Here is a 20,410-nt window from a genome sequence, read left to right on the forward strand (position 1 = left end):
CGCACAGCGATCCGACGAGAGAAAGAGCAGCCGTGTCCGAGTCCCCACTGACCTCTGACGACTTCCCCGAAGAGGAGCCGGATCAGTCGTCGGCGGAAGAGACCGGCCAGGCGGGCGAGCCGACGGAGGACGCGGTCGAGTCGACCGAGGCCGACAGCCCGGAACTGAGCGGTGCCGCCGAAGACATCGAGACCGAGGCCGAGGAGAACGCGGAGCCCGAGGTCCCGCGCCTCGACCCCGTCGAGGAGTTCAAGACCGAACTCATGCTCCTGCCCGGTGACTGGTACGTCGTGCACACCTACGCGGGCTACGAGAAGCGGGTCAAGGCCAACGTCGAGAGCCGCACCCAGTCCCTCAACATGGAAGAGTTCATCTTCGGTGTGGAGGTGCCCGAGCACGAGGTCACCGAGGTCAAGAGCGGCAAGCGCCAGCAGGTCACCGAGAAGGTCCTGCCCGGTTACGTGCTCGTCCGCATGGACCTCACCGACGAGTCCTGGTCGGCCATCCGCAACACACCGGGCGTGACCGGGTTCGTGGGCCTGTCCAACAAGCCCGCCCCGCTCAGCCTGACCGAGGTCGCCAAGCTCTTGGCCCCCGAGCCGGAGGAGGAGCCGGAGCAGCCCCAGCAGGCCGGTGCCCCGGCAGCTGCCGGCGGTGGCGGCGGCGAGGCCCGCGCCGACGTGGCCTACGAGGTCGGCGAGTCCGTCACCGTCATGGAGGGTCCGTTCGCGACCCTTCCGGCGACGGTCAGCGAGATCAACGCCGACACCCAGAAGCTCAAGGTCCTGGTGTCGATCTTCGGCCGCGAGACGCCGGTCGAGCTGTCGTTCAACCAGGTCTCCAAGATCTGAACCCGTCCGCCTCGCCGGACCCGACCCGGGCCACTCCCCGGGCGGCATAGACTGGGTGGGTCCATCTTCGGATGGGCCCACCGGCGTGTGCCCGTACTGTCGGCCGCGCCAGGCCCGCCCGGTCCCGGTGGGCCGAGGCCCGAGACCCTGGGTCCGGGCCGACCACCCCTTCGGCGCGCGGCGCCCTGCGGCTCCCGGCCGCTCGGTGCCGTCGAGGGGACGGGACCGACACACACCGCACATCAGGCAAAGGACCCGATATGCCTCCGAAGAAGAAGAAACTGGCAGCACTCGTCAAGGTGCAGCTCCCCGCCGGTCAGGCCACGCCGGCCCCGCCCGTCGGTACCGCTCTCGGTCCGCACGGCGTCAACATCATGGACTTCTGCAAGCAGTACAACGCTGCCACGGAAGCCCAGCGCGGGAACGTCATCCCCGTAGAGATCTCCATCTACGAGGACCGCTCCTTCAGCTTCGTCACCAAGACGCCGCCGGCGCCCAAGCTGATCCTCAAGGCCGCGGGCATCGACAAGGCCGCGACCGACCCCGGGCGCAACACGGCTGCCACGATCACCGCCGACCAGGTGCGTGAGATCGCGCAGACCAAGCTGCCGGACCTCAACACCGACGACATCGAGGCCGCCGCCAAGATCGTCGAGGGCACCGCCCGCTCCATGGGCGTCGTGATCAAGTAACACCCCTCGGGTGGCTCCGGTGCATCTCCACCGGGGCGATCGGGCGCACCGCGTCCGCAACCGACCGTGGCAGGGCCAGGCGCTGGCCCGGCGACCACACGTCCGCATAGGAGACAAGCGTGAAGCGCAGCAAGAACCACCGCAAAGCCAGCGAGCTGGTGGACCGTGACCGGCTCTACAGCCCCGCCGAGGCCGTGAAGCTGGCCAAGGACACCAACGCAGCCAAGTTCGACCCGACCGTCGAGGTCGCCCTGCGCCTGGGTGTCGACCCGCGCAAGGCCGACCAGATGGTCCGTGGCACCGTGAATCTGCCGCACGGCACCGGTAAGACCGCTCGGGTCCTGGTCTTCGCGACCGGTGAGCGTGCCGAGCAGGCTCGCGCCGCTGGCGCCGACTACGTCGGTGACGACGACCTCGTCCAGGAGGTCCTGAACGGCTTCCTCGACTTCGACGCCGTCGTGGCCACCCCGGACCTCATGGGCAAGGTCGGCCGCCTGGGCCGCGTGCTCGGTCCGCGTGGCCTGATGCCGAACCCGAAGACCGGCACCGTCACGCCCGACGTGACCAAGGCCGTCGCCGACATCAAGGGCGGCAAGATCGAGTTCCGCGTCGACCGCCACGGGAACCTGCACTTCATCATCGGCAAGGGCTCCTTCGAGGACGCCAAGCTGGTGGAGAACTACCGGGCCGCGCTCGACGAGGTGAACCGCCTCAAGCCGTCCGCCGCCAAGGGCCGCTACATCAAGAAGGGCTCCCTCACCACCACGATGGGGCCCTCCATCCCGCTCGAGATCTGAGTCTCCCGGGATCCGCGGCCCTGAGGCCGCAGCTGTGACGCAGAGGGCTCCGGCCGCTTCCGTTCGGAAGGGGACGGAGCCCTCTCGTGTGTGGCACGTACGACGTCGGATCCGTGCGGGTGACGGGTCGATGCACCCCCGGACGTGGGGTACGGTTGGATATTGCCGAAGACCGCTGGTCGCCGCCCTCATGGGCGGCCTAAGGACCCGTCGAAGATGGGCGCCCGCGCAGGTGTCACTCAGAGCTTTCCCGTCCCGGGTGCCGATGTGTATCCCCGAGGACGAGGTCGTGCCCCGTGCGCCTGGCGCTCGGGGCTTTTTCTCGTGCTGACGCCGATCGCGACGAGTCCGTGGGAGCCGGCTGGTGTCGGCAGCTCCGCCGTCGGGCGGGGTGACGACAATGTTGGAAGGAGTCCCATGGCGAGGCCGGACAAGGCAGCCGCGGTCGCCGAGCTCGCGGACGAGTTCCGTGAGTCCAACGGCACCGTGCTGACCGAATACCGGGGGCTCTCCGTGGCGGTGCTCAACGAGCTCCGTCGTGGCCTCGGTCAGAACGCGCGATTCCGCATCGTGAAGAACACCCTGACCAAGATCGCGGTCAAGGACGCGGGCATCGACGAAGAGGTCTCCGACCTCCTCGAGGGCCCCACCGCGGTCGCCTTCGTCCACGGTGACGTGGTCGAGGCGACCAAGGGTCTGCGTGACTTCTCGAAGCAGAACTCCGCCCTGGTGATCAAGGGCGGTGTCATCGACGGTAAGACGATGGACGCCGCGCAGGTCACCAAGCTGGCCGACCTGGAGTCCCGCGAGGTGCTTCTCTCGAAGATGGCCGGTGCCCTCAAGGCCAAGCAGGGCCAGGCCGCCGCCGTCTTCCAGGCCCTTCCCCTCAAGGCCGCGCGTCTCGCGAAGGCCCTCGAGGAGAAGAAGTCCGAGGAAGCCGCCTAGAACCCCCTGAACCACGGCGGGCGGCCGCCCGCCGAAGGCTCGCACGCAGTGCCCGATCGGTGCGCGTGTCCTGTAGAGAAAGAGAGATCGCACCATGGCGAAGCTCAGCAACGAGGACCTGCTTGCTGCGTTCGAGGAGATGACCCTCCTCGAGCTCTCGGAGTTCGTGAAGCTCTTCGAGGAGAAGTTCGACGTCGAGGCCGCCGCCCCGGCCGCCGCCGTCGTCGCCGCCCCGGCCGGCGGGGGCGCCGAGGCCGAGGCCGAGGAGGAGAAGGACGAGTTCGACGTCGTCCTCGAGTCCGCCGGCGACAAGAAGATCCAGGTCATCAAGGAGGTCCGCGGCCTCACGAGCCTGGGTCTCAAGGAGGCCAAGGACCTCGTCGACAACGCTCCGAAGCCGCTCCTCGAGGGCGCCAACAAGGAGAACGCGGACAAGGCCAAGGAGGCCCTCGAGGGCGCCGGCGCCACCGTCACCCTCAAGTAGTCGTCCGCGGGCCGCACAGGCCCGCAGGTCTGCTCTGGCGCGGCCGCCCTTCCTTTTCCGGAGGGGCGGCCGCGTTCGTGTGTTCACAGGCGACTCAGCGGCGCAGAGAAGGGCCGGCGTTCGAGGGTCGCCCGCCCTGTCCCTCCCGGCTCGTACAGTGCGTCTGCGGGGCCTTGCGCCCCGTATGTCGCGAACGCCGCCGTGTCCGTGGCCGTGCGGTGGTTCGGATGTGCCAAGCTTGGTCGGGTCGGTCCGTCCGGGCGGCCGCGAGCGCATGTGCGAACTGTCCCTTGGACGCGATAATCTCCCGTCCCGGGATTCTTGACGGGGTCCGGGCGGAGTGTTTACCCGTTGCACACAGGGGAACCCTTCGGGATGTCCGTTGGCTCACCGATCCCCCAGGGGCCAGGGGCAGGCGCGCTAGTCCACCCATGGGGAAGACGACGGGAGGGCACCCTCTGGCAGGGTGTTCGGGGTTGACGGATCGCCCTCGCCGGGCGATCCTGCCGGTGTCGTGAGTGGTGCTGTGGACCGTGAGTGGACAGCGGTGTGGTGTTCGGCTACACTGCTCTTTTGCGCTGCCCTTTGGTGATCCCTGTGTTGGTGAACGTTTGCCGCCATCCGTTGTAGTAACCGGAACTCGGTAGGCCGTTCCCACTCGATGCGACCGTCTCGACCTCGTGACGGTCCTTCTCGTGACGGATCGTCTGGCGTGCGCGCTTCAACCGCCACAAGCCTTCGGAAGGACCCCTGTTGGCAGCCTCGCGCAACGCCTCCGCTAACGCCCTTGGTCCGCACCGCGTTTCCTTCGCCCGCATCCCGGAACCACTCGAGGTCCCGAACCTTCTCGCCCTTCAGACCGAGTCCTTCGACTGGCTCCTGGGCAACGAGAAGTGGCAGGCTCGGCTGGAGGCGGCCCGGAACGCCGGTCGCAAGGACGTTACGGAGCAGTCCGGTCTCGAAGAGATCTTCGAGGAGATCAGTCCGATCGAGGACTTCTCGGGCACGATGTCGCTGTCTTTCCGCGACCATCGGTTCGAGCCGCCCAAGTACTCCGAAGAGGAGTGCAAGGACAAGGACATGACCTTCTCCGCCCCGATGTTCGTCACGGCGGAGTTCATCAACAACGACACCGGTGAGATCAAGAGCCAGACGGTGTTCATGGGCGACTTCCCGCTCATGACCGCCAAGGGCACCTTCATCATCAACGGCACCGAGCGCGTCGTCGTGTCCCAGCTGGTTCGCTCCCCGGGCGTGTACTTCGACACGTCGGTCGACAAGACCTCGGACAAGGACCTGTTCGGCTGCAAGGTCATCCCGTCCCGCGGTGCATGGCTGGAGTTCGAGGTCGACAAGCGCGACTTCGTCGGTGTGCGCATCGACCGCAAGCGCAAGCAGGGCGTCACCGTCCTGCTCAAGGCGCTGGGTTGGACCACCGACCAGATCCTCGAGCGGTTCGGCCAGTACGAGTCCATCCGCAACACTCTGGAGAAGGACCCGACGGCCGGAACCGACGACGCGCTGCTGGACATCTACCGCAAGCTGCGTCCCGGCGAGCCGCCGACGAAGGAATCGGCGCAGACGCTTCTGGAGAACCTCTACTTCAACCCGAAGCGTTACGACCTCGCCAAGGTCGGCCGATACAAGATCAACAAGAAGCTCGGCCTCGACACCGACTACACGCAGGGCACGCTGACCGAGGACGACATCGTCAACACGATTGACTACCTCGTCCGCCTGCACGCCGGTGAGACCGAGAAGGAGACCCCGCTCGGCGAGCGGATCATCGAGACCGACGACATCGACCACTTCGGCAACCGCCGTCTGCGCACCGTCGGCGAGCTCATCCAGAACCAGGTCCGCCTGGGTCTGGCCCGCATGGAGCGCGTGGTCCGCGAACGGATGACCACCCAGGACGTCGAGGCGATCACGCCGCAGACCCTGATCAACATCCGCCCGGTCGTGGCCTCCATCAAGGAGTTCTTCGGCACCTCGCAGCTGTCCCAGTTCATGGACCAGACCAACCCGCTCGCGGGGATGACCCACAAGCGCCGCCTGTCGGCGCTGGGCCCGGGCGGTCTGTCCCGTGAGCGCGCGGGCTTCGAGGTCCGTGACGTGCACCCCTCGCACTACGGCCGCATGTGCCCGATCGAGACCCCTGAGGGCCCCAACATCGGTCTGATCGGTTCGCTGGCCGCCTACGGGCGCGTGAACTCCTTCGGGTTCGTCGAGACCCCGTACCGCAAGGTCGTCGACGGCCGCATCACCGACCAGGTCGAATACCTCACCGCCGATGAAGAGGACCGCTTCGTCATCGCGCAGGCGAACACGCCGATGAACGCCGACGGCACCTTCGCCGAGAGCGGCGTCCTCGTGCGCCGCCGCGGTGGCGAGTTCGAGTCGGTCAGCACCGACGAGGTCGACTACATGGACGTGTCGCCGCGCCAGATGGTGTCGGTCGCCACCGCCATGATCCCGTTCCTCGAGCACGACGACGCCAACCGTGCGCTCATGGGTTCCAACATGCAGCGCCAGGCGGTGCCGCTGCTGCGCGCCGAGTCCCCGTTCGTCGGTACCGGTATGGAGTACCGTGCCGCCACCGACGCCGGCGAGGTCGTGCTCGCGGAGAAGGCCGGTGTGGTCAAGGACGTCACCGCCGACTACGTCACCGTGATGGCCGACGACGGCACGCGCAAGACGTACCGCATGGGCAAGTTCCAGCGCTCCAACCAGGGCACCTGCTTCAACCAGCGCCCGATCGTCCACGAGGGCGCCCGGGTCGAGGAGCGCGGGGTCCTGGCCGACGGTCCCTCCACGGACCACGGCGAGATGTCGCTGGGCAAGAACCTCCTCGTGGCCTACATGTCGTGGGAGGGCCACAACTACGAGGACGCCATCATCCTCTCCCAGCGCCTGGTGCAGGACGACGTCCTGTCCTCGATCCACATCGAGGAGCACGAGGTCGACGCCCGTGACACCAAGCTGGGGCCGGAGGAGATCACGCGCGAGATCCCCAACGTCAGCGAGGAGGTCCTGGCCGACCTCGACGACCGGGGCATCATCCGCATCGGCGCCGAGGTCGTCGACGGCGACATCCTCGTCGGCAAGGTCACCCCCAAGGGCGAGACCGAGCTGACCCCGGAGGAGCGCCTGCTGCGTGCGATCTTCGGTGAGAAGGCCCGCGAGGTCCGCGACACCTCCCTGAAGGTGCCGCACGGTGAGACCGGCAAGGTCATCGGTGTGCGCGTGTTCAGCCGCGAGGACGGCGACGAGCTCGCTCCCGGCGTGAACGAGATGGTCCGCGTCTACGTGGCCCAGAAGCGCAAGATCACCGACGGCGACAAGCTCGCCGGCCGCCACGGCAACAAGGGCGTCATCGCCAAGATCCTCCCGCAGGAGGACATGCCGTTCCTGGAGGACGGCACCCCGATCGACATCATCCTCAACCCGCTGGGTGTGCCCGGCCGCATGAACGTCGGCCAGGTGCTGGAGGTCCATCTGGGGTGGTTGGCCAAGAACGGGTGGAACGTCCAAGGTTTGGACGAGGACTGGAAGAAGTCACTGGACGAGATCGGGGCCTCGCACGCCGAGCCCGACTCCCGTGTGGCCACCCCGGTCTTCGACGGCCTGCGCGGCAGCGAGCTCAGCGGCATCATCCAGTCGGTCAACCCGAACCAGGACGGCAACCACCTCATCAACGAGGACGGTAAGGCCATGCTGTTCGACGGCCGTACCGGTGAGCCGTTCGCCGAGCCGATCTCCGTCGGTTACAAGTACATCCTGAAGCTCCACCACCTGGTGGACGACAAGATCCACGCCCGCTCCACCGGGCCGTACTCGATGATCACCCAGCAGCCGCTGGGCGGTAAGGCACAGTTCGGTGGCCAGCGCTTCGGTGAGATGGAGGTCTGGGCCCTGGAGGCCTACGGCGCCGCCTACGCGCTCCAGGAGCTCCTGACCATCAAGTCCGATGACGTCGTGGGTCGCGTCAAGGTCTACGAGGCCATCGTCAAGGGCGAGAACATCCCCGAGCCGGGTATCCCTGAGTCCTTCAAGGTGCTCATCAAGGAGATGCAGTCGCTCTGTCTGAACGTGGAGGTGCTGTCCAGTGACGGTATGTCCATCGAGATGCGGGACAGTGACGAGGACGTCTTCCGCGCGGCGGAAGAACTGGGTATCGACCTGGGTCGGCGCGAGCCGAGCAGCGTCGAAGAGGTCTAACTTCCGCATTCTTCGAGAGCAGAGGACGAATTAAGTGCTCGACGTCAACTTCTTCGACGAGCTGCGCATCGGTCTCGCCACGGCCGACGACATCCGCCAGTGGTCGCACGGCGAGGTCAAGAAGCCCGAAACCATCAACTACCGCACCCTCAAGCCCGAGAAGGACGGCCTCTTCTGCGAGAAGATCTTCGGTCCGACCCGGGACTGGGAGTGCTACTGCGGCAAATACAAGCGAGTCCGGTTCAAGGGCATCATCTGTGAGCGCTGCGGCGTCGAGGTGACCCGTGCCAAGGTGCGCCGTGAGCGGATGGGCCATATCGAGCTTGCCGCCCCGGTCACCCACATCTGGTACTTCAAGGGCGTGCCGTCGCGCCTGGGCTACCTGCTCGACCTGGCGCCCAAGGACCTCGAGAAGATCATCTACTTCGCGGCCTACATGGTCACGTGGGTGGACACCGAGGGCCGTGAGCGCGACCTGCAGTCCCTCGAGGCCCGGGTCGCTGTCGAGAAACAGCACCTCGAGCAGAGCCGTGACTCCACCATCGAGGAGCGCCACCGCAAGCTCGAGGCCGACCTGGCCGAGCTCGAGGAGCAGGGCGCCAAGGGCGACGCGCGCCGCAAGGTCCGCGAGTCCGCCGAGCGGGAGATGCGCCAGCTGCGGGACCGTGCCCAGCGGGGCATCGACCGCCTGGACGAGGTCTGGAACCGGTTCAAGAACCTCAAGGTCCAGGACCTCGAGGGCGACGAGATGCTCTACCGCGAGATGCGGGACCGTTTCGGGAAGTACTTCCGTGGCGGCATGGGCGCTCAGGCCATCCAGGACCGCCTGTCCAACTTCGAGCTGGACGCCGAGGCCGAGAAGCTCCGGGAGACCATCCGCACCGGCAAGGGCCAGAAGAAGGCCCGCGCCCTGAAGCGGCTCAAGGTCGTCTCGGCGTTCCTCAACACCACCAACAGCCCCATGGGCATGGTGCTGGACTGCATCCCGGTCATTCCGCCGGACCTGCGTCCGATGGTGCAGCTGGACGGTGGCCGCTTCGCGACCTCCGACCTCAACGACCTGTACCGCCGCGTCATCAACCGGAACAACCGCCTCAAGCGGCTCCTGGACCTGGGCGCGCCCGAGATCATCGTCAACAACGAGAAGCGGATGCTGCAGGAGGCCGTCGACGCGCTGTTCGACAACGGCCGCCGCGGTCGCCCGGTCACCGGTCCCGGTAACCGTCCGCTGAAGTCGCTGTCCGACATGCTCAAGGGCAAGCAGGGCCGTTTCCGCCAGAACTTGCTGGGCAAGCGCGTCGACTACTCCGGCCGTTCGGTCATCGTCGTCGGCCCCCAGCTGAAGCTGCACCAGTGCGGTCTGCCCAAGCAGATGGCGCTGGAGCTGTTCAAGCCGTTCGTGATGAAGCGCCTGGTCGACCTGAACCACGCGCAGAACATCAAGAGCGCCAAGCGGATGGTGGAGCGGTCCCGCCCCGTCGTGTGGGACGTCCTCGAAGAGGTCATCACCGAGCACCCGGTGATGCTCAACCGTGCGCCCACGCTGCACCGCCTGGGCATCCAGGCCTTCGAGCCGCAGCTGGTCGAGGGCAAGGCCATCCAGATCCACCCGCTCGTGTGCACCGCGTTCAACGCGGACTTCGACGGTGACCAGATGGCCGTGCACCTGCCGCTGTCCGCCGAGGCCCAGGCCGAGGCGCGGCTGCTGATGCTGGCCACCAACAACATCCTCAAGCCGTCCGACGGCAAGCCCGTGACGATGCCCACGCAGGACATGGTCATCGGCCTGTACTACCTGACGACGCAGATGGAGGGTGCCAAGGGCGAGGGCCGTTCGTTCCTGTCGCCGGCCGAGGCCCTCATGGCCTACGACCTGGGTGACCTGGACGTCCAGGCCCGGATCCACCTGCGCATCGCAGACGGTGCTCCGGCCCCCAAGGGCTGGGAGCCGCCGGAGGGCTGGGAGCCCGGGGAGCCCTACCTGCTGGAGACGACGCTCGGCCGGTACCTCTTCAACGAGACCACGCCGATGGACTACCCGTACGTCAACTTCCAGGTCGGCAAGAAGCAGATCTCGACGCTGGTCAACGACCTCGCCGAGAACTACGCCAAGATCCAGGTCGCAACGACCCTGGACGCCCTGAAGGACGCCGGGTACCGCTGGGCCACCCGGTCCGGCCTGACCATCGGTATCGAGGACGTCGTCGCGCCTCCGCGCAAGGGCGAGATCCTCGAGGGCTACGAGCGCAAGGCCGACAAGATCCAGCGTGAGTTCGACCGGGGTCTCATCACCGACGACGAGCGCCGCCAGGAGCTCACCGAGGTCTGGACCCAGGCCACCGGTGAGGTCGCCAAGAACATGGAGGACAACTTCCCCACCGACAACCCGGTGTGGATGATGGTCCAGTCCGGCGCCCGCGGTAACCCGATGCAGGTCCGCCAGATCGCCGGTATCCGTGGCCTGGTCTCCAACACCAAGGGTGAGACGATCCCGCGTCCGATCAAGTCCTCCTACCGCGAGGGCCTGTCGGTGCTGGAGTACTTCATCTCCACCCACGGTCAGCGCAAGGGTCTGGCCGACACCGCGCTGCGTACCGCCGACTCGGGTTACCTGACCCGTCGTCTGGTGGACGTCGCCCAGGACGTCATCGTCCGGGAGTTCAACTGCGGCACGGACCGTTCGCTCTGGCACGAGGTCGGTGAGAAGACCGCTTCGGGCAGCGTCGTGCGCAAGCACAACGTCGAGAACACCGGTTTCGGCCGCACCATCGCCGAGGACGTGCTCGACCCGGACGGCAACGTCGTGCTGCCGGCCATGTCCGACACCTCCGAGCAGAACATCGACAAGCTGGTCGAGGCCGGGATCACCCGCGTCCGTATCCGCTCGTCGCTGACCTGCGAGGCCAAGATCGGAGTGTGCTCCACCTGCTACGGCCGCTCCATGGCGACCGGTAAGCCGGTGGACGTCGGTGAGGCGATCGGCATCATCGCGGCCCAGTCCATCGGTGAGCCCGGTACCCAGCTGACGATGCGGACTTTCCACATGGGTGGTTCGGCCGGTCAGGACATCACCCATGGTCTGCCCCGTGTCCAGGAGCTCTTCGAGGCCCGCATCCCCAAGGGTGTGGCCCCGATCTCCGAGATGGAGGGCCGGATCCGGATCGACGACACCGAGAAGAGCCGCAAGGTCGTCGTCATCCCCGACGACGGCACGGACGAGATCGCCTACCCGGTCCCGATGCGTGCTCAGCTCCTGTTGAGCGACGGCGACCACGTCAAGGTCGGCCAGCAGCTCATCCAGGGTGCGATCAACCCGCACGAGGTTCTTCGCATCCAGGGCCCGCGCGCGGTGCAGCAGCACCTCGTGTCCGAGGTCCAGGAGGTCTACAAGTCGCAGGGTGTGTCCATCCACGACAAGCACATCGAGATCATCGTCCGCCAGATGCTCAAGCGTGTGAACATCCTGGAGTCGGGCGACACCGAGCTGCTGCCCGGTGAGATGGTGGAGCGGCCCAAGTTCGAGCGGATCAACCGCCGTGTGGTCTCCGAGGGCGGCCAGCCCGCCTCCGGTCGTCCGGTGCTGCTGGGTATCACCAAGGCCTCGCTGGCCACGGAGTCCTGGCTGTCGGCGGCCTCCTTCCAGGAGACGACCCGCGTGCTCACCGAGAACGCGATCCACGGCAAGAGCGACCCGCTGCTCGGCCTCAAGGAGAACGTCATCATCGGTAAGCTCATCCCGGCCGGTACCGGTATTCCGCAGTACCGCAACGTCCGGGTGGAGCCCACCGAGGAGGCCAAGGCCTCGATGTACTCCGTCTCGGGTTACGAGGAGCCGAGTGAGTACACCTTCGGGCAGGGCTCGGGAGAGGCCGTGCCGCTGGAGGAGTACGACTTCGGTCCGTACAACCGTTAAGCGCGGTTTGCTGTACTGACGGCGGCGGCCACCCACCCCCACGGGGGTGGGGACCGCCGCCGTTCGTCGTTGTTGGTCCACACGTGCTGGTGTGGAGGGGAGAGGGCGCTTCGGCGCTGTCGGAAGGCAGGCATCAGTGACCGAACACGGGGGTGGACGGAGTCCCGGCCGGGACAACGCGGATTCGTGGTTCCGGCCGAGTCAGGACCGTCACCGCACTCAGTCGGATTATCAGGACCCGTTGGACGACCAACGGGAGGAAGAGGACCCGGGCGCGGTCTTCCCGGACAGCGGAGGGTACGCCGGGCTGGGCTCGGCGCGTCCGGAGATGGTCGAGCCCTACCCCGAGGCGTTGGGCGGGTTCGGTCCTGCCGAGCCGCAGTCGCCGGAGCCGTGGCAGGAGGCCGACGAGCGCACGGGCGGGTACCCGAACGTGGCGGCGAGCGCGGACGTCCCGCCGCCGCCCGGTGAGCAGCCGGCAGGGGAGTGGCCCGCGTCCGGTTCTGCCGGTCCGGAAACCCCGGCCGGTCCCGCAGGTGCCGGTGCGTGGTCCGGGCCGGAGGCGTGGAGCCCCGGTGGCGGCCCCGAGAGCGATCCTGGGGCGACCGTGCCCTCGGATCCGGGCGGCGGATACCCGGGCGCGAACGAGCGCCCGGGCTTCGAACCGTGGGCGCCGGTGCCGGGGCCGGACCCGTTGGACGGGCCGGGTGCCGGCGAGGGCCGGGCCCCGGCCGGGGACGCCCCCATGTGGGGCGGCCCAGGCACCGACCCGGTCAGCGGAGAGACGTCCTCCCCGGGAAGCGAGCCGTGGTCCCCGTCGGGTGAGTCCTCCGCGTGGAGCCCCTCGGAGACGGGTGCTTCCTGGTCGCCGTCCGACGACATGGCGTCGTGGAACCCCCCGGCGGAGACCGACGGGACCGGTGAGCCGTGGTCGCCCTCGGCCGAGCCGCCGTCGCGGAACGCCCCCGGACCGGATCCGCTGGGCCCGGGTGCGCCTGCGGCCGGGGCAGAGCCCTGGACACCGGGCGGGGGAGCCCCGACGTGGGGTGGTCCCGGTACCGACCCGGTCAGCGGCGACGTCCCCGCGTCGGACCGGGAAGCCTCCTCGTGGAACCCCTCCGAACCGGGTGAACCGTGGGACGCCGCGGGTGAGGCAGCGTCCCGGGACGCGCCGACCGGACCTCCGTCCTGGAGTCCGTCGGAGCCGGGTGGGTCGTGGGACCCGTCGGCGGAGCCTTCTTCCTCCTGGAGCGCCTCGGAGCCGGGTGAGTCCTGGTCTCCGTCGAGTGAGCCCACTTCGTGGAGCCCGTCGAACGAGTCCTCCTCCTGGAGCCCCGCGGGCGAGCCCCCGGCGGCCGGTGAGCCCTGGACTCGGTCCGGCGAGCCCTCTTCGTGGTCGCCCCCGGATCCGGGAGAACCGTGGTCCCCGTCGGAGGACGCCACGTCCTGGAGCCCTTCGGGGGTCGGCGAACCGTGGTCCCAGTCGGGCGAGCCCTCGTGGAGCCCTGCGGGTGAGACCCCGTCGTGGAACCCCCGGGGCGAGACCCCGGCGGCCGACGGGGCCTGGAGCCCGACAGGTGAGCGCTCCTCCTGGTCCCCGTCGGATCCGGGTGAGGCATGGACACCCTCCGCCGATCCCTCCTCCTGGACCCCGGCGGACCCCGAACCGTGGTCGCCCCCGGCCGAGTCCTCTCCGTGGAACGCTCCCGGCGGGCCCGATCCGCTCGGCACGGGTACACCCACCCCCGGCGCCGGCGGGCACTGGAACCCGGGTGACGACGCGCCCTCCTGGGGCGGTTCCGCCGGTGACGACCCGTTGGGCACCTCGGCCTCCGGCGGTCCGGCGTCCTGGGACACCCGCGGAAGCGATCCCCTCGATCCGGGTGCACCCGTGCCCGGAGATGCGTGGAGCCCGTCCGGAGACGCCCCGTCGTGGGGTTCTCCGACCTCCGACCCCCTGGGCTCGGGTGGCCGCGGGGGCTGGAACGCCGCCGACCCGCTCGGTCGGGACGACCGCCCCGTGTCCGGTGACGGGTACGACGACGAACTCTCCGGTCCGGCAGGTCCGCTCTCGTGGACCCCGCAGGACCGCGAGCCGTCCGAGTACAGCTGGGGCTCCGGCGCCACGGAACCGTGGGCCGGCGACCGCTACGACGACGAACTCTCCGCCCCCCGGCCGTCCGAGCCCGAGCAGAGCGGCGGGCTCGGGTCCGGGAGCGGGAACACGTGGGCCTTCGACCGCAACGACCCGCGCCTGCCGGACGCGGTCCGCGAGGCCGAGCAGCGCCGCCGTGAGACCCCTGACGCCGGGGTGCGCCACGACGACTGGGGCACGTCCGAACAGGCCGGTCCCGACGCCGGGCCGCCTCAGGACGATCCACTGTCCGCCCTCGCCGATCTGCAGACCGGGTCCCGGTGGGACGACGGTCCGAGTGCACCCGCACCCGACGGCGGTGCCACGCAGATGTTCGACCCGCCCCGGTTCGACGACGACCAGGGTGCCTCGACCCAGATGTTCTCCCCGCTGTCCCCGGACGGTCCGGGCGAGGGCGACGGGCGCCCGCCCGCGGGTGTGCCCTCCGACCTGGGGTCCGTGCCCTCCTACGGGCGCCGCCGTGCCGACGAGGGCTACGGCGACGAGTACGAGGACGACGGTTACGACGACGAGTACGACGACGACCTTCCCGCGGACGAGGGCTACGACGACGGCTTCACGCCGGCCGACTACGGGATGCCGGAGAAGCCGCGCCGTTCCCGCCGCCGCATGAACATCCAGGAGGACTTCCCGGAGTTCGACGACCGCACCCTGGGCAACGACGCCGGCGACGGATACCCGGGTTACGACGGTGTGGACTTCCTCGCCGACACCGAGCCAGGGGCCAACCAGACCCTCTGGCTGGGTGTGGCCTCGCTGGTGCCGTTCGTGGGTCTGGTCACCGCGCTCCTGGCGCTGATGGTCACCGGCCCCAAGGCCAAGCGGGAGATCCGGGACTCCCGGGGCGAGCTCGACGGCCTCGGGCTCATCACCACGGGTACGGTCTTCGCGGTCGTCGGCATCGTGATCAGCGTGGTCTCGCTGCTGCTCGTGGTGTTCTAGACCGCTGACCGACGAGGGCCCGTGGCCGGACATCGCGTCGGCCACGGGCCCTCATCCTGTCTGCCGCCCCGGGATCCCCGGTGTGCGGGTGCTGAGGTGCCCTCTCGGTGGCGTGAGTCAACTCATGGGCCGGCGCATCGCGCAGGTCACACCGGAAGGTCTCGAAATCGGGGGGCGAAGCATCCCGTGAACCGCGTAGACTTGGGGAAGACCCACGGCTACGCGAGGATCGGCCTGAGCCGGTTCTCGCCATGTCGCACACCGTTTTGACCGCTCAGTCGGCAAGCGGTAACCTGTGTGATTGTGCCCGTGAGTCGACGGGTTACACGTGTGTGTGCGGCGCCCGGCCCCTGTAGCTGGGGCGGATCCATTGATCAGGGCGCGCTTCGCATGTGCACCCCCTCCCTTTACGGCCTTACGGCCGGGTGTGCCTCACCCGCCGCCGCTGTGCGTCGGGACGAAAGCGACACGCCCGACAGCGGGGGTCGGGGAGGTTCGGGAAGTTCAGCAGGTCAATAGCGATATCGGCTACGAGAACCGGCGTAGGTCACGAGGAAGACGGAGACGCGGTGCCCACCATCCAGCAGCTGGTCCGTAAGGGCCGACAGGACAAGGTCGCAAAGAACAAGACCCCGGCGCTGAAGGGGAGTCCGCAGCGTCGTGGTGTGTGCACGCGTGTTTACACCACTACGCCCAAGAAGCCGAACTCCGCGCTGCGCAAGGTCGCCCGTGTGAAGCTGAGCAGCGGCATCGAGGTGACGGCCTACATCCCCGGCATCGGCCACAACCTCCAGGAGCACAGCATCGTGCTGGTCCGCGGTGGTCGTGTGAAGGACCTGCCGGGTGTCCGCTACCGAATCGTCCGCGGTTCGCTCGACACCCAGGGTGTCCGCAACCGCAAGCAGGCGCGTAGCCGCTACGGCGCCAAGAAGGAGAAGTAAGCATGCCGCGCAAGGGCCCGGCGCCGAAGCGCCAGCTCATCACCGACCCGGTCTACGGCTCGCCGCTCGTCACCGCACTGATCAACAAGGTGCTGCTCGACGGTAAGCGTTCCCAGGCCCAGGGCATTGTCTACGACGCCCTCGAGGGCGCCCGCGAGAAGACCGGTCAGGACCCGCTCGTCGTTCTGAAGCGTGGTCTGGACAACGTCAAGCCCGCGCTCGAGGTCCGCAGCCGCCGTGTCGGTGGCGCGACCTACCAGGTGCCGGTCGAGGTTCGCGCCTCCCGGTCCACCACCCTGGCCCTGCGTTGGCTGGTCACCTTCTCGCGCAGGCGCCGTGAGAAGACCATGACCGAGCGTCTGATGAACGAGCTGGTCGACGCCAGCAACGGTCTCGGCGCGGCCGTCAAGAAGCGTGAGGACACGCACAAGATGGCCGAGTCGAACCGGGCTTTCGCTCACTACCGCTGGTAACGCGGACGAGATCGACCGAGGGACGACGAGCCATATGGCTTCTAAGACTGTGCTTGACCTGGCCACGGTGCGGAACATCGGCATCATGGCCCACATCGACGCGGGTAAAACCACGACGACTGAGCGGATCCTCTACTACACCGGTGTGACCCACAAGGTGGGTGAGGTCCACGATGGCGCCGCCACGATGGACTGGATGAAGGAGGAGCAGTCGAGGGGTATCACCATCACCTCGGCCGCCACCACCACCCACTGGGACGACCACACCATCAACATCATCGACACGCCCGGCCACGTCGACTTCACGGTCGAGGTCGAGCGGTCGCTGCGCGTTCTCGACGGTGCTGTCGCGGTTTTCGACGCCAAGGAGGGCGTTGAGCCCCAGTCGGAGCAGGTCTGGCGTCAGGCCGACCGCTACGGCGTCCCGCGGATCTGCTTCGTCAACAAGATGGACAAGATCGGCGCCGAGTTCCAGCGTTGTGTCGACATGTTCCGTGAGCGCCTCGGCGCGAACGCCATGCCGATCCAGCTCAACATCGGTGCCGAGAGCGACTTCAAGGGCGTCATCGACCTTGTGCGCATGAAGGCCTACGTCTGGAACGACGAGGCCAAGCTCGGCGAGATGTACGACACGATCGAGATCCCCGAGAGCCACATCGACGCCGCCCGCGAGGCCCGCGAGTCCTTCATCGAGACGCTGGCCGAGGCCGACGACGAGATCATGGAGCTCTACCTGGAGGGCACCGAGCCCACCATCGAGCAGCTCGTCCCGGCCATCCGCCGCGCCACGATCGCCGGCACCGCCGTGCCGATCCTGTGCGGCACCGCGTTCAAGAACAAGGGCGTGCAGCCCCTGCTCGACGCGGTCACCGCCTACCTCCCCTCTCCCCTGGAGGTCGAGTCCATCGAGGGCCACGACCCGAAGGACGAGAGCGAGGAGTCCACGCTCGTCCGCAAGCCCAGCGTCGACGAGCCGATGTCGGCTCTGATCTTCAAGATCATGAGCGACCCGCACCTCGGCAAGCTGACGTACGTGCGCATCTACTCCGGTGTTCTGACCACTGGCAGCCAGGTGCTCAACAGCGTCAAGGGCCGCAAGGAGCGCATCGGCAAGATCTACCGCATGCACTCCAACAAGCGTGAGGAGATCGCCGAGGCCGGCGCCGGCGACATCGTCGCCGTCATGGGCCTCAAGGACACCACGACCGGTGAGACGCTCTGTGAGCAGGGCTCGCCGATCATCCTGGAGTCCATGTCCTTCCCCGCTCCGGTCATCCAGGTGGCCATCGAGCCGAAGACCAAGAGCGACCAGGAGAAGCTGGGCATCGCGATCCAGCGCCTGGCCGACGAAGACCCCTCCTTCCAGGTGGCCACGGACGAGGAGACCGGCCAGACCGTGATCTCCGGCATGGGCGAGCTGCACCTCGAGGTGCTGGTCAACCGCATGCGCGACGAGTTCAAGGTCGAGGCGAACATCGGTAAGCCTCAGGTGGCCTACCGCGAGACCATTCGCAAGAAGGTCGAGGGCCACGTCTTCACCCACAAGAAGCAGACGGGTGGTTCGGGTCAGTTCGCCAAGGTCAAGATCGACCTCGAGCCGCTGATGAGCGAGGACGGGACCGCCGACGGGTACGAGTTCGTCGACGCCGTCACGGGTGGCCGCGTTCCGCGCGAGTACATCCCGTCGGTCGACGCCGGTGCCCAGGAGGCCGCCGAGCTGGGCGTGCTCGCGCACTACCCGCTGGTCGGCATCAAGGTCACCCTGCAGGACGGCCAGTACCACGAGGTCGACTCCTCCGAGATGGCCTTCAAGACCGCCGGTTCGATGGCCTTCAAGGAGGCCGTCCAGCTGGCCAAGCCGACTCTTCTGGAGCCGGTCATGGCTGTCGAGGTCACCACCCCCGAGGAGTACATGGGTGACGTGATCGGCGACCTGAACTCTCGCCGTGGACAGGTTCAGTCCATGGAGGAGCGTTCCGGGACCCGCCTGGTCAAGGCCCTCGTGCCCCTCTCCGAAATGTTCGGCTACGTGGGTGACCTGCGCAGCCGCACGCAGGGTCGAGCCAACTACTCGATGGTGTTCGACTCCTACGCGGAGGTTCCGTCCAACGTCGCCCAAGAAATTGTGGCGAAGGTCCGCGGCGAGTAGTTCGCGGACACGTAACCAGTCCGGTCCCGCCCACACGCGGGCGGAGGCCGGGTCAGATAGCTCTGTACGTCAGGAGACATCCAGTGGCGAAGGAAAAGTTCGACCGGACTAAGCCGCACGTCAACATCGGCACCATCGGTCACATCGACCACGGCAAGACCACGCTGACCGCGGCGATCACCAAGGTCCTGCACGACGCGTACCCGGAGCTGAACCCGTTCACCCCGTTCGAGGACATCGACAACGCTCCTGAGGAGCGCGAGCGCGGGATCACCATTTCCGTCGCTCACGTCGAGTACCAGACGACCGAGCGCCACTACGCTCACGTCGACTGCCCCGGCCACGCCGACTACGTGAAGAACATGATCACGGGTGCGGCGCAGATGGACGGCGCCATCCTGGTCGTGGCGGCCACCGACGGCCCGATGCCGCAGACCAAGGAGCACGTGCTCCTGGCCCGCCAGGTCGGCGTGCCGGCCATCGTCGTCGCCCTGAACAAGGCCGACATGGTGGACGACGACGAGATCTTCGACCTCGTCGAGCTCGAGGTCCGTGAGCTCCTCACGGAGTACGAGTTCCCCGGCGACGACGTCCCGGTCACCCGGGTCTCCGCCCTCAAGGCCCTCGAGGGCGAGGAGGAGTGGAAGAACGCCGTCCTGGAGCTCATGAGCACCGTGGACAGCTTCATCCCCGAGCCGCAGCGTGACACCGACAAGCCGTTCCTCATGCCGATCGAGGACGTCTTCTCGATCACCGGTCGCGGCACCGTCGTCACCGGCCGCATCGAGCGCGGCATCATCAACGTCAACGAGACCGTTGACATCGTCGGGATCAAGGACGAGAAGCAGACCACCACGGTCACCGGTGTCGAGATGTTCCGTAAGCTTCTCGACCAGGGCCAGGCCGGTGACAACGTCGGTCTGCTCCTGCGCGGTACCAAGCGCGAGGACGTCGAGCGCGGCCAGGTCATCATCAAGCCCGGCACCACCACGCCGCACACCGAGTTCGAGGGTCAGGTCGTCATCCTGTCCAAGGACGAGGGTGGCCGCCACACGCCGTTCTTCAACAACTACCGCCCGCAGTTCTACTTCCGCACCACCGACGTCACCGGCGTCGTGACGCTGCCGGAGGGCACCGAGATGGTCATGCCCGGTGACAACACCGCCATGTCCGTCGTGCTGATCCAGCCGGTCGCGATGGAAGAGGGCCTCAAGTTCGCCATCCGCGAGGGTGGCCGGACCGTGGGCGCCGGTCGCGTCACGAAGATCATCAAGTAGTACCGAGCCGGGGACACGTTCCCCTCGCGGGAGCCACCGCCCCGGCAGGTGGGCGGGCCGTGCACGCACGGCCCGCCCCACCACCCCAAAGACGTCATCGGGCTCTGTGACGGTGGCGCACCGCAGGGGCAAGCCCTGTTGCGGTTTCTCAAGGAAATAGAGGCTCACGGCCACAAGCGGCGGACCCCCGCCCGGCCTGGGTTTCTGTGACCGGAATGCACACCGTTACGGACACTGAAGCGAAGGACGAACAGGCCACATGGCGGGACAGAAGATCCGCATTCGGCTAAAGGCCTATGACCACGAGGTCATCGACAGCTCGGCGAAGAAGATCGTCGAGACCGTGACGCGAACTGGCGCACAGGTCGCGGGCCCGGTGCCGCTGCCGACGGAGAAGAACGTTTACTGCGTCATCCGATCGCCGCACAAGTACAAGGATTCGCGCGAGCACTTCGAGATGCGCACCCACAAGCGGTTGATCGACATCATCGACCCCACGCCGAAGACGGTGGACTCGCTGATGCGTCTCGACCTGCCGGCGGGCGTTGACATCGAGATCAAGCTTTAAGG

At 67.7% G+C, this 20,410-nt stretch carries 14 protein-coding genes; 13 read left to right on the top strand and 1 reads right to left on the bottom strand.

What is annotated here, in order from left to right; translation table 11 throughout:
• Positions 1-32: 32 nt before the first annotated feature.
• The 7 genes from nusG (at position 33) to D474_RS0120500 (ending at position 11,903) form a co-directional block, all read left to right on the top strand.
• Complete coding sequence (gene nusG / locus D474_RS0120470) at positions 33-851, top strand: transcription termination/antitermination protein NusG (RefSeq protein WP_017615367.1); 819 nt, start codon at positions 33-35, stop codon at positions 849-851.
• A gap of 260 nt (positions 852-1,111) precedes the next feature.
• Complete coding sequence (rplK, locus tag D474_RS0120475; protein ID WP_017615368.1) at positions 1,112-1,543, top strand: 50S ribosomal protein L11; 432 nt, start codon at positions 1,112-1,114, stop codon at positions 1,541-1,543.
• A 119-nt stretch (positions 1,544-1,662) separates the two neighbouring features.
• Positions 1,663-2,340, top strand: a complete 678-nt coding sequence (gene rplA / locus D474_RS0120480; protein WP_017615369.1) for a 50S ribosomal protein L1 — start codon at positions 1,663-1,665, stop codon at positions 2,338-2,340.
• 417 nt (positions 2,341-2,757) lie between these two features.
• Positions 2,758-3,285, top strand: coding sequence for a 50S ribosomal protein L10 (rplJ, locus tag D474_RS0120485; protein ID WP_017615370.1), 528 nt, complete (start codon positions 2,758-2,760; stop codon positions 3,283-3,285).
• Between the two features lie 94 nt (positions 3,286-3,379).
• Entirely contained in the window at positions 3,380-3,769 is a 390-nt protein-coding gene (gene rplL / locus D474_RS0120490; protein ID WP_017615371.1) for a 50S ribosomal protein L7/L12, read from the top strand.
• A 753-nt stretch (positions 3,770-4,522) separates the two neighbouring features.
• Positions 4,523-7,990 carry a DNA-directed RNA polymerase subunit beta gene (gene rpoB / locus D474_RS0120495; protein WP_017615372.1) on the top strand — a complete coding sequence of 1,156 codons (3,468 nt, stop codon included), beginning with the start codon at positions 4,523-4,525 and terminating at the stop codon, positions 7,988-7,990.
• Positions 7,991-8,024: 34 nt separating this feature from the next.
• Entirely contained in the window at positions 8,025-11,903 is a 3,879-nt protein-coding gene (locus tag D474_RS0120500) for a DNA-directed RNA polymerase subunit beta' (RefSeq protein WP_017615373.1), read from the top strand.
• 339 nt (positions 11,904-12,242) lie between these two features.
• On the opposite strand, the gene D474_RS0120505 is transcribed toward D474_RS0120500, so the two are convergent.
• Positions 12,243-13,634, bottom strand: a complete 1,392-nt coding sequence (locus tag D474_RS0120505) for a hypothetical protein (protein ID WP_152476951.1) — start codon at positions 13,632-13,634, stop codon at positions 12,243-12,245.
• 160 nt (positions 13,635-13,794) lie between these two features.
• Here D474_RS0120505 and D474_RS30565 point away from each other — a divergent pair, with 160 nt between their 5' ends.
• From D474_RS30565 to rpsJ, 6 genes are all read left to right on the top strand, one after another.
• Positions 13,795-15,000, top strand: a complete 1,206-nt coding sequence (locus tag D474_RS30565; protein WP_152476953.1) for a hypothetical protein — start codon at positions 13,795-13,797, stop codon at positions 14,998-15,000.
• A 569-nt stretch (positions 15,001-15,569) separates the two neighbouring features.
• A complete protein-coding gene (rpsL, locus tag D474_RS0120515; protein WP_017538026.1) occupies positions 15,570-15,941 on the top strand; it encodes a 30S ribosomal protein S12 in 372 nt (123 codons plus the stop codon).
• 2 nt (positions 15,942-15,943) lie between these two features.
• The gene (rpsG, locus tag D474_RS0120520) at positions 15,944-16,414 is read left to right on the top strand and encodes a 30S ribosomal protein S7 (RefSeq protein WP_017615375.1); all 471 of its coding nucleotides are present in this window, start codon (positions 15,944-15,946) and stop codon (positions 16,412-16,414) included.
• A 34-nt stretch (positions 16,415-16,448) separates the two neighbouring features.
• Entirely contained in the window at positions 16,449-18,563 is a 2,115-nt protein-coding gene (gene fusA / locus D474_RS0120525) for an elongation factor G (RefSeq protein ID WP_040704081.1), read from the top strand.
• A gap of 83 nt (positions 18,564-18,646) precedes the next feature.
• Positions 18,647-19,840 carry an elongation factor Tu gene (tuf, locus tag D474_RS0120530; RefSeq protein WP_017615377.1) on the top strand — a complete coding sequence of 398 codons (1,194 nt, stop codon included), beginning with the start codon at positions 18,647-18,649 and terminating at the stop codon, positions 19,838-19,840.
• A 259-nt stretch (positions 19,841-20,099) separates the two neighbouring features.
• Positions 20,100-20,408 carry a 30S ribosomal protein S10 gene (gene rpsJ / locus D474_RS0120535; RefSeq protein WP_014908366.1) on the top strand — a complete coding sequence of 103 codons (309 nt, stop codon included), beginning with the start codon at positions 20,100-20,102 and terminating at the stop codon, positions 20,406-20,408.
• The last annotated feature ends 2 nt before the right edge of the window (positions 20,409-20,410 follow it).

It is taken from the genome of Nocardiopsis salina YIM 90010 (genome assembly GCF_000341025.1).
GTDB lineage: Bacteria > Actinomycetota > Actinomycetes > Streptosporangiales > Streptosporangiaceae > Nocardiopsis > Nocardiopsis salina.